The sequence below is a fragment of the Herminiimonas sp. genome (genome assembly GCF_030655415.1).
The window spans coordinates 44790-60780 of sequence record NZ_JAURVN010000009.1; the positions used below are offsets into that span (position 1 = coordinate 44790).

General features: G+C 50.6%; 17 protein-coding genes. 7 read left to right on the forward strand and 10 right to left on the reverse strand.

The features are described 5' to 3' along the window. Positions 1–41 precede the first annotated feature (41 nt). From Q7T66_RS06860 to Q7T66_RS06870, 3 genes are all read right to left on the reverse strand, one after another. Positions 42–1169 carry a branched-chain amino acid ABC transporter substrate-binding protein gene (locus tag Q7T66_RS06860; protein ID WP_304932746.1) on the reverse strand — a complete coding sequence of 376 codons (1128 nt, stop codon included), beginning with the start codon at positions 1167–1169 and terminating at the stop codon, positions 42–44. 100 nt (positions 1170–1269) lie between these two features. Further along, entirely contained in the window at positions 1270–1533 is a 264-nt protein-coding gene (locus tag Q7T66_RS06865) for a hypothetical protein (protein ID WP_304932590.1), read from the reverse strand. Between the two features lie 83 nt (positions 1534–1616). Continuing rightward, complete coding sequence (locus tag Q7T66_RS06870; RefSeq protein WP_304932591.1) at positions 1617–1925, reverse strand: c-type cytochrome; 309 nt, start codon at positions 1923–1925, stop codon at positions 1617–1619. Positions 1926–2081: 156 nt separating this feature from the next. Here Q7T66_RS06870 and Q7T66_RS06875 point away from each other — a divergent pair, with 156 nt between their 5' ends. After that, the gene (locus tag Q7T66_RS06875; RefSeq protein WP_304932592.1) at positions 2082–2297 is read left to right on the forward strand and encodes a TIGR04438 family Trp-rich protein; all 216 of its coding nucleotides are present in this window, start codon (positions 2082–2084) and stop codon (positions 2295–2297) included. A 30-nt stretch (positions 2298–2327) separates the two neighbouring features. Here the strand turns inward: Q7T66_RS06875 and Q7T66_RS06880 are convergent, their stop codons facing one another. Then, positions 2328–2636, reverse strand: coding sequence for a hypothetical protein (locus Q7T66_RS06880; RefSeq protein WP_304932593.1), 309 nt, complete (start codon positions 2634–2636; stop codon positions 2328–2330). A 68-nt stretch (positions 2637–2704) separates the two neighbouring features. On the opposite strand from Q7T66_RS06880, the gene Q7T66_RS06885 reads away from it, so the two are divergent. The 3 genes from Q7T66_RS06885 to Q7T66_RS06895 all read left to right on the forward strand — a co-directional run bounded on the left by Q7T66_RS06885 (position 2705) and on the right by Q7T66_RS06895 (position 5068). Continuing rightward, positions 2705–3070, forward strand: a complete 366-nt coding sequence (locus Q7T66_RS06885; protein WP_304932594.1) for a glyoxalase superfamily protein — start codon at positions 2705–2707, stop codon at positions 3068–3070. A gap of 62 nt (positions 3071–3132) precedes the next feature. Then, entirely contained in the window at positions 3133–3786 is a 654-nt protein-coding gene (bluB, locus tag Q7T66_RS06890; RefSeq protein ID WP_304932595.1) for a 5,6-dimethylbenzimidazole synthase, read from the forward strand. A gap of 232 nt (positions 3787–4018) precedes the next feature. Next, positions 4019–5068, forward strand: coding sequence for an asparaginase (locus Q7T66_RS06895; protein ID WP_304932596.1), 1050 nt, complete (start codon positions 4019–4021; stop codon positions 5066–5068). Between the two features lie 84 nt (positions 5069–5152). On the opposite strand, the gene ilvD is transcribed toward Q7T66_RS06895, so the two are convergent. Beyond that, positions 5153–6826 carry a dihydroxy-acid dehydratase gene (gene ilvD / locus Q7T66_RS06900; protein WP_304932597.1) on the reverse strand — a complete coding sequence of 558 codons (1674 nt, stop codon included), beginning with the start codon at positions 6824–6826 and terminating at the stop codon, positions 5153–5155. Positions 6827–7100: 274 nt separating this feature from the next. Between ilvD and Q7T66_RS06905 the strand changes: the two genes are divergently transcribed. From Q7T66_RS06905 to Q7T66_RS06915, 3 genes are all read left to right on the forward strand, one after another. After that, entirely contained in the window at positions 7101–7994 is an 894-nt protein-coding gene (locus Q7T66_RS06905) for a LysR substrate-binding domain-containing protein (protein ID WP_304932598.1), read from the forward strand. A gap of 3 nt (positions 7995–7997) precedes the next feature. Further along, on the forward strand, positions 7998–8795 hold the full coding sequence (gene lgt / locus Q7T66_RS06910; RefSeq protein ID WP_304932599.1) for a prolipoprotein diacylglyceryl transferase: 798 nt from the start codon (positions 7998–8000) through the stop codon (positions 8793–8795). A gap of 61 nt (positions 8796–8856) precedes the next feature. After that, positions 8857–9480, forward strand: a complete 624-nt coding sequence (locus Q7T66_RS06915; RefSeq protein ID WP_304932600.1) for a phosphatase PAP2 family protein — start codon at positions 8857–8859, stop codon at positions 9478–9480. A gap of 49 nt (positions 9481–9529) precedes the next feature. Here the strand turns inward: Q7T66_RS06915 and Q7T66_RS06920 are convergent, their stop codons facing one another. From Q7T66_RS06920 to galE, 5 genes are all read right to left on the reverse strand, one after another. Further along, positions 9530–10981: a lipopolysaccharide biosynthesis protein gene (locus tag Q7T66_RS06920; protein ID WP_304932601.1), complete on the reverse strand. Its 1452-nt coding sequence runs from the start codon at positions 10979–10981 to the stop codon at positions 9530–9532. Continuing rightward, positions 10978–12201: a hypothetical protein gene (locus Q7T66_RS06925; protein ID WP_304932602.1), complete on the reverse strand. Its 1224-nt coding sequence runs from the start codon at positions 12199–12201 to the stop codon at positions 10978–10980. Before Q7T66_RS06925 ends, Q7T66_RS06920 begins: the two co-directional genes overlap by 4 nt. Before the next feature lie 10 nt (positions 12202–12211). Next, entirely contained in the window at positions 12212–13630 is a 1419-nt protein-coding gene (locus Q7T66_RS06930; protein ID WP_304932603.1) for a mannose-1-phosphate guanylyltransferase/mannose-6-phosphate isomerase, read from the reverse strand. Further along, on the reverse strand, positions 13627–14802 hold the full coding sequence (locus tag Q7T66_RS06935; RefSeq protein WP_304932604.1) for an NDP-sugar synthase: 1176 nt from the start codon (positions 14800–14802) through the stop codon (positions 13627–13629). The genes Q7T66_RS06930 and Q7T66_RS06935 overlap by 4 nt, the downstream gene beginning before the upstream one ends. Before the next feature lie 86 nt (positions 14803–14888). After that, positions 14889–15908, reverse strand: coding sequence for a UDP-glucose 4-epimerase GalE (galE, locus tag Q7T66_RS06940; protein ID WP_304932605.1), 1020 nt, complete (start codon positions 15906–15908; stop codon positions 14889–14891). Positions 15909–15991 lie beyond the last annotated feature (83 nt).

Genomic DNA, 15991 nt, shown 5'->3' on the forward strand with positions numbered 1-15991 from the left:
CTGGGCCGGACCTGCGACTCATGTTTTGCTTAACGACTGGTTTATTGACCGCTCAGCTTGCGCTTGCCGCTGGCGTACAGGCTGTCTTCCCAGATCACCCATTTACCATCCTGGACCACGTACTTGGTGACCAGTGGCACGATGTTTTGGCGATGATCATCGAAAGTTACTTTGCCGATCAGCGTGTCTACATCTTTGGTTTTGTTCAAGACGTCACGAACCTTCTTGCGATCCGGGCCGACTTTTTCTACAGCGTCCATGATCAGGTTTGCAGCAGCATAGGAGAACGGACCGTAGGCTTCTGGCGGTTCGCTATATTTTTGCAATTGATATTTGGCTGTGAAGTACAAACCGCCTGGGATTTTTTCCCAAGGTGCACCTTCGATGAAGGACAAGGAACCTTCAGCCAGTTTCTCGCCTACGCCCTGGATGTAAGCATCGGACTTGATGCCTGAAGTACCTTCAAACTGTGCCTTGATGCCCAGTTTTTCCATCTGTGTACGGATGCGCACACCAAGTGGTGTGAGGCCACCGAAATAGACAACGTCCGGTTTCAATTCGCGAATCTTGGTCAGCTCGGTAGAGAAATCCTGCTGATCGGCAGTGACACCAAAAGTAGCTACTACTGTGCCGCCGTCTTTTTTCACAAATTCTGAAAAGTACTTGTTGTGGCCTTTGCCATAGTCGGTCGTGTCATGAATGATGGCCCACTTCTTGAAGCCCTGATCTTTCATGAATTTGGCAGCAACTTCACTTTGGTTGATCATCGTGCCGTTGACGCGATGTACTTCCTTGTAGTCATTACCGTAGGTGATTTCCGGCAGTACTGCGCCCCAGACCACGACTGGCAAACCGAAGCGGTTATAAACACCAACTGTACCCATCGCAACCGCGGAACAGAAATGCGTCACACCAGCGATGATGTTTTTATCGGCTGCGATTTTGGTCGCGACTTGCACACCGACGTTCGGACGACATTCATCATCCTGCACTACCAATTCATAGGTGTACTTGGCTTTTGGATCTGCATTACGCAAACGCACAGCCAGGTCCGCTGAATTGCGCCCACCCAAACCAATCGAGGAAACGCCGCCAGTCAGCGGGCCTACGAACGCGATCTTTACAACATCTTTGGCAGAAGCCGGCGTGCCAAACAAGCTCATGCCCATGGCGGCGCACAGTGCAGCTGTCTTTAATACTGTCTTGGTATTAACCACATTTATCCCCTTTAGAATGGATGGACGGTAACGTTTTCAAGTTACTTGAATATTAATATATGAAAATTCCGCATAATTCAAGTAGCTGGAATAATGTGCAGCAAAAGCCGTGCCAATCGGAATTGGTGCTTTTTTCCTGAAACGAGTTATCTGCTGGTGCAATAAGTTGCCACTCCTCAAACGAAGGCAGAATCTGCACCCAAGATGGCGCCGAATTAGCGCGGGCGCGCACTAATTCGGGATTTTGAAAAGACTGGGGCAATTGAAAAGGACGTAGTAAAAGGACTGTTTTCAAATCCGGTTCAGGCAGCACCATGATTGTTCAAGTGACATGTATAGACGAAAAAAAAGCGCTCCGAAGAGCGCATTTTTATTTCACATCCATGACGAGAGTGTTGTTTATTTCAACGTCAATATCCATTTAACCAGGGTGCGCGCTTCCGCTTCGCTGACCTGACCATTGGCCGGCATAGGTACCGTGCCCCACACGCCACTGCCGCCCTTCATTACTTTCTGCACCAGCTTGTCTTCCGCGCCTTTTTGGCCGGCATATTTAGCGCCTATATCTTTGAAAGCCGGGCCCAGTACTTTGTTGTTTACTGAATGGCAAGCCATGCAATTTTTTGCCTTTGCCAGATCGGCATTTGCCAGCGCCATATTTGACACGCCAGCAGCCAGAAACAAACCTAATAACAAAGTACGCTTCATGCTTTTCTCCACAAGATTGATCGCACTATTCTAACGTGTTTAAGTTGCGCGATAGATGACACTGCATAGATACAACGCGACGCTAACATTCAAGTTGACGACAGTAATTGACCGTTACACTTAATCACAATATGCTGCAGCGAACTAGGAGAAGCCATGCCCCTCATCATCATCATCGTCTTGCTGTCAGCATTAAAGTACTTTGAGTTCGGCCCGCTGGAAAACCTGTCCTGGTGGTGGATAGTCGGCCTGTTTGCTGTGGCCTTCCTCTGGTTCGAATTTTTCGAACGCATGCTGGGTCGCGATAAACGCAAGGCACATGAACAACTGGAAAAAGCACGCAAGGAACGTATCAAAAAAACATTCAAGTAAGGCAGCGGTTTTTTCTTGAATGTAAAATCCTTACTTGGATTTTTCAGCCAGACAATTTGTACGCACTTGATTGCCAAATTCTGTTCCTCTTGAATTGGCAAAGGCCTTGTCAAAATAAACCTTGGCGATGGCATCCTTTTTATCCTGCAAGGAAATTCCTTTTACCCCGCGCATCAAGTCCAGCGTTTTTTCAGGCGCCATACCTTGATCGCGCCATGCAGCAATTGATTTGAGCATGGACGCATAATTGGAGCAATACGATAGTCTGTCCATTTCTGGAGTGGCATGCGCCGCCGCAGAGGCAAGTAAGAACACTAATGAGGCGATGATTGTTTTCATGGATTCCTTGATTCGGTCTGCCACTATACAGACATCATCAACCCAAACACCAACTTGATTAAATCGCTATGAAATTATCAGCCGCCATCCCCATCATTCGTATTTTTTCTGAAGAAAAAGCCAAAGAGTTCTATGTCGATTTTCTAGGCTTCAACATCGACTGGGAACATCGCTTCGAAGCAAATTTCCCTTTGTATGCGCAAGTGACACGTTCAGGTATGACGCTGCATTTGAGTGAGCATCATGGCGATGCGACTCCGGGTTCCGCAGTCTTTATTCCCGTAGAAGATATCGATGCGCTACATCAAGAACTGCAAGCGAAAAAATACAAGTACGCGAAGCCGGAAATAGAAACCGTAGGCTGGGGCCGCTTGTTGCAAGTGATGGACCCGTTTGGCAATCGTCTGCGCTTTTGTGAGCTTTCCGAAGATTGATAGTTAATTGCGCAAAGACTGCGTACTACCTTTCAGCGCTAGCAGACGACATAAAGAAAGTCATGGATACAAACAAGTTTTCAAACGAAGAGATTGCTGCGGTTTATAAGGCAATCCAGGAACGTCGCGACATGCGTCATTTTCTTGCTACGCCGTTGGAAGAAGGTCAATTGGAGCGTCTTGTAAAAGCAGCGCACATGGCTCCTAGCGTTGGCTTGATGCAACCGTGGCGATTCATACGCATCACGGATTTTCAATTGCGTACCGCTATTCAAAAACATGTGGAAGAAGAACGCATCGCCACCGCGGACGCACTCGATGAACGTTCCAGTGAATTCATGCGGCTGAAAGTAGAAGGCATACTTTCCTGCGCCGAAGTATTGGTAGTCGGCTTAATGGATCAAAGAGAAAAGTATATTTTCGGCCGCCGCACTATGCCGGAGATGGATTTGGCGTCGGCGAGCTGCGCGATACAGAATATGTGGCTGGCAGCGAGAGCAGAAGGCATCGGTCTGGGATGGGTGTCTTTATTCGATCCGGAAAAACTGCGCGAGCTATGTCAAATGCCTGAAGGAAGTCAGCCTATCGCCATCTTGTGTTTGGGCCATGTCAAAGATTTTTATCCTGCACCCATGCTGGAAATCGAAGAGTGGGATAAGCGAAAAGCAGTCAGTGAAATTTTTTATGAAAACTCATGGGATGCAAGCAAGTCCTGAAGTAAAAAAATTCTCACGCAAGAAAATTTCTTCATCAAAACGAGATGTAGACCTAGCCTAACTCTCCGCCGAATTCAAATACTGAATAACGTAATCAAGTCAACTTTCAAGATTCTCTGTTCAGCAAATCAAATCCATTTATGCTAAAACTAAGGTGTAGCGTTCACATTTATTTTAGCGCTGCATTACATAATTAGATTAGATTTTAAAAACCAACTGAGTGAGACAAACAATGAGAACATTGAAAAAAGCAGTATTCAGCCTCTTGATATTAGCCGCGGTTCCCGCCTTCTCTCAAAGCAAACCCGTCGTGCAATTCATTGCAACCGGCGGCACGATTGCGATGAAGATAGATCCTGTGAAGAATGCACCGGTTCCGGCGATCTCTGGTGACGACTTGCTGGCCACCGTTCCCGATGTAGCGAAGTACGCTTCCATCGAGGTGAACAATCTTTCCAATGTTCCATCGGATTACATGGACCCAGCGCGCTGGGTAACCTTGACTAAAGCTGTGCAGACCGCACTGGATCGCAAAGAAGTGGCTGGCGTCATCGTCTCTCACGGCACAGATACTTTAGAAGAAACTGCCTACTGGCTGGACCTCACAGTTCAATCGAGCAAACCGATTGTCTTGATCGGTGCGCAACGTAATGCATCAGTGTCGGATTTTGACGGTCCGCGCAATTTGTTGAATGCAGTACGCATTGCAGTCGATCCACAAGCCAAAGACAAAGGCGCAATGCTGGCGATGAATAACCAAATCAATGCAGCACGTTACGTCACCAAAACGCACACAGCCAATGTCGAAACATTCAAGTCGGGTGACTATGGCTTTCTGGGTGAAGTGTATCCAGACCGCGTGACCTTCTCGTACACGCAATTGCGTCGCCAGTTCATTCCTATCCGTACAGAGAAAATGCCTGAGGTAGAAATCATTGCGATGTACGGCGGTGCAGATGGCGCAGCATTGCGCAATGCAGTCGACCGCGGCGTCAAAGGCGTCGTCGTACAAGCACTTGGCATGGGTAATATGAACGTGGCGATGTTGAATGCAGTTAAATATGCGATCTCGAAAAACGTCGCAGTCGTTGTATCGACCCGCGTGCACAATGGTCGCGTTTTGCCTAGCTATGGTTTTGAAGGCGGCGGCAAAACTTCATTCGAAGCGGGCGCAGTGATGGCCGACGATTTGAAACCGGCAAAGGCGCGCATCTTGTTGATGCTGTCCTTGCAAAACGGAGTAACCAGCCAAAACGATCTGCAGGCAGCGTTCAATAAATAAACTATTGCTAGCAGCTTGATAAGCAAATTTAGAAATAAAAAAGCCGGATAAAAATCCGGCTTTTTTACATTCAGCAAAACATCATCAGCCAGTCACTGCGCCTTTGCTTGCACTGGATGCCAGTGCAGCATATTTCGCCAACACGCCACGTGTGTAACGAGGTGCTGGTTGTTTCCAGTTAGCGCGTCTACGGGCGATTTCTTCTTCGGATACGTTCAATTGAATCAGCAATTGACGTGAATCGATGGTGACGGAGTCGCCCTCTTCCACCAGGCCGATCAAACCGCCGACGAACGCTTCTGGTGAAATATGGCCGACCACCATGCCCCAGGTACCGCCGGAGAAACGACCGTCGGTAATCAAGCCAACTGACTCGCCTAAACCTTGGCCGACCAATGCAGATGTCGGCGCCAACATTTCCGGCATGCCTGGACCACCTTTTGGCCCGAGATAGCGCATGACGAGAACGTCGCCAGCGACAATCTTGTTCGCCATGATGGCGTCCATTGCCGAGTATTCATCATCGAATACGCGAGCAGGTCCGGTGATGACTGGATTTTTCAAACCAGTGATCTTTGCTACGCAACCTTCAGGCGACAGATTGCCTTTCAAGATCGCCAAGTGACCTTGTGCGTACAAAGCCTTCTCGATGGTGTGGATCACATCTTGATCAGCGCGCGGCACTGATGGAATGTCTGCCAATGCTTCTGCAACGGTTTGACCGGTGATAGTCATGCAATCGCCGTGCAACAAGCCTGCGTCCAACAATACTTTCATCACTTGCGGAATGCCGCCTGCTTTATGCAGATCGGTCGCAACGTATTTGCCGGATGGCTTTAGATCACAAATGACCGGGACTTTTTTACGCATGCGTTCAAAGTCGTCGATGGTCCAATCGATTTCTGCTGCGTGGGCAATCGCCAGGAAGTGCAAGACCGCATTAGTCGAGCCGCCGGTTGCCATGATGACGGCAACTGCATTTTCGATTGCTTTGCGTGTGACGATGTCACGTGGCTTCAAATCTTTTTTGATCGCTTCGATCAGTACGCGTGCTGACTCAGCAGCGGAGCCGACTTTTTCATCATCAGGATTGGCCATCGTCGATGAGTATGGCAAGGCCAGACCCAACGCTTCGAACGAAGATGACATTGTGTTCGCTGTGTACATGCCGCCGCATGAACCGGCTGAAGGACAGGCATTGCGTTCGATGCCGTCGAAATCTTCTTGCGACATGCGACCGGCTGTGAATTCACCCACTGCTTCAAATGCGGAAACGATGGTCAGGTCTTTACCCTTCCAGTTACCCGGTTTGATGGTGCCGCCGTAGACATAAATACTTGGCACGTTAGTGCGCAACATCGCGATCATGCCGCCTGGCATATTCTTGTCGCAGCCGCCGATGACGAGCACGCCGTCCATCCATTGGCCGTTGACTGCGGTTTCAATACAGTCGGCAATCACTTCGCGCGAAATCAGCGAATACTTCATGCCTTCGGTACCCATGGACATACCGTCGGAAATGGTTGGCGTACCGAACACTTGCGGATTACCGCCAGAATCCTTGATCGTCTTGATGGCGATATCGGCCAATTTTTGCAAACCTGAATTACAAGGTGTGATCGTCGAGTGACCATTGGCGATACCGACCATAGGCTTGTCAAAATCGGCTTTTTCGTAACCCATCGCGTAATACATGGAACGGTTAGGACTGCGGGACACGCCTTGCGTGATGTTTTTCGAGCGGCGATTGAATGCCATGATGACTCCAGAAAGAATGCAAATCGGTAGTACGCCACAATTTCAAAACGAAGGGCCTGTGGCGATTGCCTGCCCGGTAACAGGGCAATCCTTGAAAAGAGCGCCTAGATTGCCTTGCGTTAGGCTATGTGTCAAATATATGATTCCATCACGATCAATATTTATAAGATATTGATTGATGGTAAATTTATGGCTTGCTCATAGCGATCTATTTATCAGGATCGACGATTACCCTGAATGATTATTTAAGTTAATGCTTTAGCCCATGTAAGCCATGAATATAGAACTCCGACAGTTGCGCTACTTTGTCACCGTCGCCGAAGAAATGCATTTCGGCCGCGCGGCAATTCGGCTGCACATGACGCAACCACCGCTGTCGCAGACGATCCAATCGTTGGAGTCTATGCTGGGCGTGCAACTTTTCCGCCGCACCAGCCGCAGCGTCGCACTCACACCAGCCGGCATCGCGCTGTTGCCGGAAGCGCAACGTATTCTGCAACAGACGGCTGCGTTGCCTGACCTAATGCGCCGCGCGACCTCGGGCGCGTCCGGTCGTTTATCGCTTGCATTTGTGTCCACTGCGGACTACAGCGTGCTGCCGCCTTTCCTGCGCGAATTCCGCGAATCCTATCCAGGCGTCGAGATCGATTTGCGTGAAGCGACGACAGACGTGCAGCTGGATGACTTGATGCAAGGTCGTATCGACGTCGGCCTTTTGATCCCGCCCATCCCGGATAAGGCAAAATTGCAACTGGATTATTTACCGGTCTTGTCGGAACCTTTGATACTCGCTGCACCTAAGGGACTGAAGGCGCTGCGTGGCAAGCAGAGCGTGGCCCTTCAGGCACTGGCCGATTTACCGCTGATTATTTTCCCGCGACGTATTGCTCCCGCCTTCCACGATGCGATTCTGGCTTGCTACCGCGATGCCGGCTTGACGCCGCATATCGGGCAGGAGGCAATTCAGATGCAAACCATCATAGGCTTGGTCTCGGCCGGCATGGGTATCGCGCTTGTGCCACAATCCGTATCAAATTTAAAACGGCCTGGCGTCGACTACAAACCGCTGGCAAATAAAACGCCGCTAGTCGAAACCGGCCTCGCATGGCGACGTGATAATGCGTCACCCGTGCTGAATGCTTTTCTAGAATTGTTGCGAAAGAAATAAATTATGTGGATACATCCTATGCCCGATCCGATTGCACTCTCAATCGGTCCACTCGCAATACGCTGGTACGGTTTGATGTACCTCGCCGCATTCGCGCAATTCATCTGGCTGGCGCGCATACGTATCAAGCAACCGCACATTGCCAGCGCCGGTTGGAAGAAGGAGGACATCGATGACATGCTGTTCTATGGTGTGCTCGGCGTCATCATCGGCGGTCGTTTAGGCGAAGTAATTTTCTACGATCCGGCTTATTACTTTTCGCATCCGCTGGAAATCTTCAAGGTATGGAAAGGCGGCATGTCCTTCCACGGCGGCTTCCTCGGCGTGCTGTTTGCGATGAGCATCTGGGCACGCAAGCAAGGCCGCAATGTGCTGGACGTTTGGGACTTCATCGCGCCCATGGTGCCTCTCGGTTATGCCTTCGGTCGCCTCGGCAATTTCATCAATGCCGAATTGCCAGGCCGCGTTGCCGATGCGTCACTGCCGTGGGCGATGATCTGGCCGAATGTTGATAATCTGCCGCGTCATCCTTCACCCTTGTATCAAGCGCTGGTCGACGGCTTGCTGATGTTTATCCTGCTGTGGATCTTCTCGCGCAAACCACGTCCACGCATGGCAGTCGGCGGCATGTTCGCGCTGCTGTATGGTTCGGCACGATTCTTCACTGAATATTTCCGCACACCGGATTACGAAGTGCATTTTGCCGGCATCACGATTTCTGCCGGACAGATGTTGTCGGTGCCACTCATCATCCTCGGTATCGTTATGCTGATACTCGCGTACCGTAAGAAGGCCGCATGAGGATGCGGATAGTCCAGCGCATACAAAACTCAAACTTGATATTCCGTGATGGGCAGCCACAATGATTTTTTGGGCTGCCTTCACCAAACTTGCGGATAGTAATTTCACGATGCCACTGGCTGCCTTGTTGGCGGTTTGGCTGGCTAGTGCCCGCGCGTGGAAACCATTTTTTCAGTGGTCTTTTTTATTCGGCGTTGGGATCGTGCTGGTCGTTGCGACCAAGATTGCCTATATCGGCTGGGGCGCAGGCATAGAAGCAATTGATTTCACCGGCATCAGTGGTCATGCGATGCGCGCCACTGCAATTGCACCTGTGCTGATATTGCTTCTGCTGCAAAACCAAACGCGCAAGGCACAACAAATCGGTGTGCTGCTGGGACTAGGATTCGGTATTGCGATCGGCATTTCTCGCCTGGCGATTCATGTGCATTCAGTATCTGAAGTAGTCAGCGGCTGTCTATTAGGCGCTGCGGTCAGTCTGAGTTTTGCATGGCTGATACGTGACCGAGTGATCACGTTTGATCGCAAATTATTAGTAATTGGTGTGGTCGCCTTATTACCGATTCTCAGTTTGAAACCGGCGCCGACAGAATCCTGGATGGAGAGCATTGCCTATTATTTATCCGGCAAAGAGCGACCAGCAAAAACAACTAGTCTTGAATCAGTCACAACTGAATATCATTAAATGAAAAGTCGCTAAGCTGAAAGTATCCAGCCTAGCGACTCTTCCATTTTCACTTCACTGCGCTTTTTAGTCCTGCGCCACGCCAGTTCGCCAACATATCCGGCAAGGTCTTGCGATACACCAGCAAGACAACTGCCGCATAACTGGCAGCACCCACAAACATGGACAGCAACAGGAGTGGCAACTTCGACCATCCTGCATGCGCAATACCCATCTGTGCCGCCAGGACGCATACCGCCATCACCGCTGCGCAAAAGAAAGGCATGGCCAAAGGTCCTAGCTGCTGGGTGTAGGAAATTCCAGCGTATTTACGCAACAGATAAAGTCCTAGTGGATACGTCACCGCTACACGGCAGGACCACGCGAGAATGATGTAGATGGGCGCGTGATTTGCGGTCAGAAAAACTACGGCGATCGTACACACGCTGGCGCAAAGCCCTGGCAATAATAAAGCACGCGGATGACCGAGCGCGCGCAAGTAAGGGCTGACAAAAACGCGCGTAAAGCTGGTGACCCACACCAAACACAAAACGACAATCATCGGAATCGCTTCCGGCCATTTATCGCCGAGCAAGAGCGGCACCCACATCTGCGCGGTCAAGGCGAGTCCGACAAAAATCGGCGTCGAGACAAAAGCCATCACCTGCGTCACCTGCATGAAAGAACGCTGCAAACGTTCTTTATCTTGCTGCATCGATGAGAACAGCGGCAGCCCGATTCGGCCAGCTACGCTGCCGACAATATTCGACAAGGCATCCGTTGCCTTGAACGCGACACTCACCAGACCCAGCACATTCAAACCGTGGATTGCGCCTATCAGCAGATTGAAGCCGCGCGTCAGGAAAGCCCATAAAGCGCCTTCCAGCATCACAGGGAAACCGAATGCGACCAGTTGCCGCGCATGCGGCATGGAGAAGCGCCGTTGCGGCCAACGCAGTTGGCCACGCCAAAAGATGATGGTCAGAATAATGTTTTGCACCACACCGGCGATGACGATGCTCCACACGCCAAAATGCGCTGCCGCCAGTGCAATCGCAACCAGGCAATAACTCAAGCGGCCAGCCACCGTGCGTCTGGCAATTGCCTTGGTACGTAGCTTGCGGTCCAGCATCGCCGACGGCAGCAGGTTTAATCCGGTGAACAAACATGCAGTGCCTTCGACGATCAGAATTGTTCCGACCAGCGTCTGCTGCATGAAATAGATGAAGTACAGGCCGATGCCGACGCAGAAAATAAAACCGACAATCCCGAGACACACAGAGCCCCAGAATGCGCTGTCAATATGCAGCATGTTGATAGGCCGTCGTTGTATCAATGCTTCATTGATACCGAGAGAAATCACCAACTGCGTCATCAACACGATCGCTTGCGCAAACGCAACGCTACCGAAATCAGTCGGCGTCAGCACACGCGTCATGATGGCCAGCGTCAGAAAACCTAACAGGCCAACACCGAGACTATCGACGATGGCCCACGGCACAACACGCCGCATATTTTTCATCGTGACACCAGTTTGCGTTTTATTTTTCCCAGCACTGCTCTGGTTTTGCCGATGATGGAGAACTTATTCAAGAAGCGATTCTTGCGTATCGTCAGCTTCAATGCTTTGAGCCATGGATCACTGATTTTGCGTTTCTCTGCGATTTGCACGATCTCTTCCAGCAACAAAAGTTGTGCGTGATTAGCGGCGCGCAACGCGCGTATCTGTGCGTCACTGGGTCGACCAGCAAGTGACTCTGGCAACTGGGCACCGACTGCCATGAAGTTGAGTTTGGTACGCAAACATTTTTCGCAACGACCGCAGTTATGACCAGTTAACGGGCCTTCCCAACAGACGCGCAGATTGCGCAAGCCGATTTCCCAATCGAGGATGCGCTCGGCTTTTTCAGTACGGGCAAATTCGCCGCCGTCATACACAATCTGAAAATCGCGACTCGATAACATCGCATACGTGATCGGATTGCCGCCCCACGGCAACACCAATCGTGTGTAATCTTCATCGGAACCGACCAGTCCCGCGTGCGCACTGCCCTGCCAATTGCGCAAGCAGGTGGCGACGCCATTGCCGAATTCCATTTCCCAATTGACGCATGCGACCTCGCGCCAGTTGGTCTTCAAGGTCACCATCGGCACATTGATCGATTGCAGTGAATCCGCGGCAGAAGCCGTCGATATCGCAAACGCCGCATCGGCATTCAACGCAATGTCGAAACCCTGTATCAATACGCCGGCCAGCAAATGATAGCTGCGTCTTCCGGCGCGACCGGTCACGTGCCGCCATGCAGTAAACGACGCGTCCAAACCACCGGAAAAAGCAGCTACCGCTTGCGGATTTCTTGGCAAACGAATTGCATCATCGGGTAGTTCACGCGCCGCGCTGACAGTAATATGAAGATACAAGTCCGGCCGCCATGCGACCCAACATGCAATCAGGTCTTCCATATTTTTCAATAAGGAAAAAGTCACAGGACCATCGATGTGCATGTCCTGCCCGCGGTGCATCGCGACGAAGACCAATGCAGTTGCTGCCAGATCGTGTGCGAGCAAAGGCTGAGGCAGACTTTCATTCGGTCCGGCCAGTTCCCACCAAACCTGCTGATCGCCAAATGTGGCAAAGCGTGTGACGCGACCATCGATACGTTCTTCGCGTAACTGAACGATCAATTTATCTTCTACAGAATTTCTGTCATACGTAACAAAGGGGCTGTCTCTTAAATCCATTACAAGTCCCTCATGCGCGTTGATACACATCGTCGAACCGCACGATGTCATCTTCGCCCAAATAAGCACCCGATTGCACCTCGATCAGATGCAGCGGCATCTTGCCGGGATTCTCCAATCTGTGTGTCATGCCTATCGGGATATAAATCGATTCGTTTTCAGTCAGCAGCTTGACGGTCTCGCCGCAAGTGATGCGCGCGGTACCGGTGACGACGACCCAATGTTCAGCGCGGTGATGATGCATTTGCAGTGACAGCTTTTCGCCGGGATCGACGGTGATGCGTTTGACTTGAAAGCGATCGCCGGCATCGATAGGTTCATACGAACCCCACGGTCGATACACGCGTGTATGATTCAGATGCTCAGAGCGTTTTTTCTGTTTCAGGAAATCGACAACATTCTTGACGCGCTGTACCTGATCTTTATTGACGATCAGCACTGCATCCTTGGTTTCGACCACGACCACGTTATCCAAACCTATCACCGCTACAAAACGACTCTCAGCGCGGATTAAAGAATTCTGCACATTGTCGGTATAGACGTCGCCTTGCAATACATTTTCTTCTGCATTGCCATCCTGCATATCGGACAAGGCCGACCAAGAGCCGACATCGCTCCAGCCTATATCCACCGGAATCACAATCGCCTGCTGCGTATGTTCCATCACGGCGAAATCTATCGATTTCGCTGGACATGCTGCATACGCTGCCTCGTTCAAACGGCAGAAAGACAAATCGCCGTAGGCTTCATTCACTGCGGCCTTGCTGCACGCTGCCATCTCGGGTTGCAAACGTTCAAGCTCTGCCAGATAGGTATCCGCGCGGAACAGAAACATGCCGCTATTCCATGAGTAACGTTCATCTGCAATAAAACCTTCCGCAGTTGCAAGGTCAGGTTTTTCGACAAATTTCTCGACCTTGAAAACACGGCCGGATGCATCTATCCCCTCACCGCGTCGTATATAGCCGTAACCTGTTTCTGCACTGGAAGGCACAATACCGAACGTAGCCAACGCATTGGTACCGAGCGCGTTAGCAGCGCGTAGTACGGCCGTATGAAATGCATCTGGATCAAGAATCAAATGATCGGCTGGCAATACCAGCATCAAGGCATCTGGGTCGCGCGCCAGCAAATAATTCGCAGCTGCCGCAACGGCGGGTGCAGTGTTACGACCTTCTGCTTCCAGCAAGATCGCAGTCGGCGTAATGTCGATTTGACGTAATTGTTCAGCGACTAAAAATCGATGATCGTTACCGCAAACAATCAGCGGCGCGGCCGCCTCGTCCCAATCAGCGACACGCAACACGGTTTCCTGCAACATCGTATGTTCTGAAATCAGCGGCAGTAATTGCTTGGGTAGCGCAGCACGCGATAGCGGCCACAAGCGGCTACCTGAACCGCCAGACAAAATAACCGGATAAATCTTCACGCAGCATCCTCTAGCTTGCGCACCGGCAGATCGGATACCGCCAAGTCGACTGTCGGCCGTGTTTTGCCGCGTCTATCGCGCGCATCGCGCCAGTAATCTTCCACGCATTCGGATACGTGACGCATCTCGCCTTCACGACTGACGCAATAATCAGTACATACCACCAACTCCGACATGCTGGAATGAGGCGACACGCGTGTGTATTCAAACAAAACGCTGCGTTCAACTTTGGAGCCGCTGCAAATCTGACTACCGTGACCTATCCAAGTCGGTCCTATGATGGTGCTGCCTGCTTCTATCGTGCTGCCCGAGCCGAGATAAACCGGACCTTGTATGGTCGTGCCTTCCCAGTCGATGCTGGTATTCAGCCCTACCCACAAGCCTTCTTTAATTTGCTTGCCTGGCATCGTCATGTGCGCCATCTCGCCCAACATCACGCTCTGTGACACAGACCAATAATCTCTGACATTACCGATATCTATCCAGTTGAAGAAACGTTTTTGCGCAAAGAAAGGCACGCCTTTCTCTACCAACAATGGAAACAGCTGCGAGCCAATGTCGAATACTTCACCGGATGGAATCAAGTCAAACACTTCAGGCTCGAAAATATAGATGCCGGTGCTGGCCAGATTGGACAAGGCATCTTCAGGATTCGGTTTTTCCTGGAAGGACAGCACACGGCCCTCTTCATCGGTTACCACCATGCCGTAATCAATGGTTTTTTCGCGCGGCACTTCCTTGGTAATGATGCTGACCATCGCGCCTTTTTTCCTGTGCTCGAACAAGGCCGATTTGATATCCAGATCTATCAATGCGTCACCGCAAATGACCAGCGTGGTTTCATCGAAGAAGCCACCAAATTCCTGAATCTTTTTCAAGCCGCCAGCGGAGCCGATAGGCTTGGGCATCACTTCGCCATCGTCGCCCATATACCCTTCAAACGAATAACCGATCTGTGCACCGAAGCGCTGGCCTTCGCCAAAATAGTCTTCTATCTTTTGATGCAGATAGCTGACGTTCACCATGATTTCTGTGATGCCGTATTTGACCAGATGCTCGACCAGATATTCCATCACTGGTTTGCCGAGTATTGGAATCATCGGTTTAGGCAATTCATAAGTGAGTGGCTGGACGCGGGTTCCTTTGCCTGCTGCAAGTATCATTGCTTTCATATTTTTCCCCTGAATTATTTAGTTGACGTTGCTTGAGTTGAATTTGATTTAAAAACCGTATGACTTAAAACAAGATGCGATTTGCATCAGGCATAGGCAAACTTCTCTTCCGACATGCTTTGCCAACGCCAGGTATCGATGCACATTTGTTCGATACTGCGCTGCGCCGACCAGCCCAGTTCTCGTCTGGCCAACGATGCATCTGCATAACAAATTGCGATATCACCCGGACGGCGCGCGACGATGCGATACGGCACTGCACGACCACTTGCGCGCTCGAAAGCCTTGATCATTTGCAGTACACTGCTGCCGCAACCTGTGCCGAGGTTATACGTTTGCACACCGGCTGCGCTGCCAAATAATTTAGCCAAGGTTTTGACGTGGCCTATCGCCAGATCGACGACATGGATGTAATCGCGCACGCCGGTACCATCATTGGTTGCGTAATCGTCGCCATACACAGACAGCAACTCGCGTCTGCCGGATGCGACTTGCGCAACATAAGGGAAAAGATTATTTGGAATATCGTTAGGGTCTTCGCCGATCAAGCCGCTCTCATGTGCGCCGGCTGGATTGAAGTAACGTAGCAAGGCGACACGCCAGCTTGAATCAGAGACAGCTACATCACGCAGCATGTCTTCGACCATCAATTTGCTGCGACCATAAGGGTTGGTTGCAGCTAGTGGAAAATCTTCCAGTATCGGTACTGTGGCCGGATCGCCATACACAGTGGCGGATGAACTAAAGACCAGATTTTTTACGCCGTGCTGCGCCATCACCTGCAGCAGCACCAGACTGCCTTCTACATTGTTATCGTAGTAGCGCAAAGGTTCAGCGACTGATTCGCCGACCGCTTTCAGTCCTGCAAAATGCATCACCGCATCGAAGCGATGTTGCGCAAATACTTTTTCGATTTGCAGACGATCACGCAGATCAGCTTGTATGAAAGTTACAGGGGTACCAGTTATTGTCCCGACACGTTCCAGTACTGACTCTTTGCTGTTGCAAAGATTGTCGACCACCACGACTTGATAGCCGACCTTGATCAATTCCACGCACGTATGAGAACCGATGTAGCCAGCTCCGCCTGTTACCAGTATTTTCATGATTTCATTTACCTAGAAAGCCGCATATAAGTGCACCTTATAAAGATGTATGAATGACCACAAAGTTCACTTTTTCATAGAGA

Bases quoted from the DNA above. Each gene is read 5' to 3' on its own strand.
- Q7T66_RS06860 (WP_304932746.1), bottom strand. From the start codon at position 1,169: ATGGGCATGAGCTTGTTTGGCACGCCGGCTTCTGCCAAAGATGTTGTA.
- Q7T66_RS06865 (WP_304932590.1), bottom strand. From the start codon at position 1,533: ATGGTGCTGCCTGAACCGGATTTGAAAACAGTCCTTTTACTACGTCCT.
- Q7T66_RS06870 (WP_304932591.1), bottom strand. From the start codon at position 1,925: ATGAAGCGTACTTTGTTATTAGGTTTGTTTCTGGCTGCTGGCGTGTCA.
- Q7T66_RS06875 (WP_304932592.1), top strand. From the start codon at position 2,082: ATGCCCCTCATCATCATCATCGTCTTGCTGTCAGCATTAAAGTACTTT.
- Q7T66_RS06880 (WP_304932593.1), bottom strand. From the start codon at position 2,636: ATGAAAACAATCATCGCCTCATTAGTGTTCTTACTTGCCTCTGCGGCG.
- Q7T66_RS06885 (WP_304932594.1), top strand. From the start codon at position 2,705: ATGAAATTATCAGCCGCCATCCCCATCATTCGTATTTTTTCTGAAGAA.
- bluB (WP_304932595.1), top strand. From the start codon at position 3,133: ATGGATACAAACAAGTTTTCAAACGAAGAGATTGCTGCGGTTTATAAG.
- Q7T66_RS06895 (WP_304932596.1), top strand. From the start codon at position 4,019: ATGAGAACATTGAAAAAAGCAGTATTCAGCCTCTTGATATTAGCCGCG.
- ilvD (WP_304932597.1), bottom strand. From the start codon at position 6,826: ATGGCATTCAATCGCCGCTCGAAAAACATCACGCAAGGCGTGTCCCGC.
- Q7T66_RS06905 (WP_304932598.1), top strand. From the start codon at position 7,101: ATGAATATAGAACTCCGACAGTTGCGCTACTTTGTCACCGTCGCCGAA.
- lgt (WP_304932599.1), top strand. From the start codon at position 7,998: ATGTGGATACATCCTATGCCCGATCCGATTGCACTCTCAATCGGTCCA.
- Q7T66_RS06915 (WP_304932600.1), top strand. From the start codon at position 8,857: ATGATTTTTTGGGCTGCCTTCACCAAACTTGCGGATAGTAATTTCACG.
- Q7T66_RS06920 (WP_304932601.1), bottom strand. From the start codon at position 10,981: ATGAAAAATATGCGGCGTGTTGTGCCGTGGGCCATCGTCGATAGTCTC.
- Q7T66_RS06925 (WP_304932602.1), bottom strand. From the start codon at position 12,201: ATGGATTTAAGAGACAGCCCCTTTGTTACGTATGACAGAAATTCTGTA.
- Q7T66_RS06935 (WP_304932604.1), bottom strand. From the start codon at position 14,802: ATGAAAGCAATGATACTTGCAGCAGGCAAAGGAACCCGCGTCCAGCCA.
- galE (WP_304932605.1), bottom strand. From the start codon at position 15,908: ATGAAAATACTGGTAACAGGCGGAGCTGGCTACATCGGTTCTCATACG.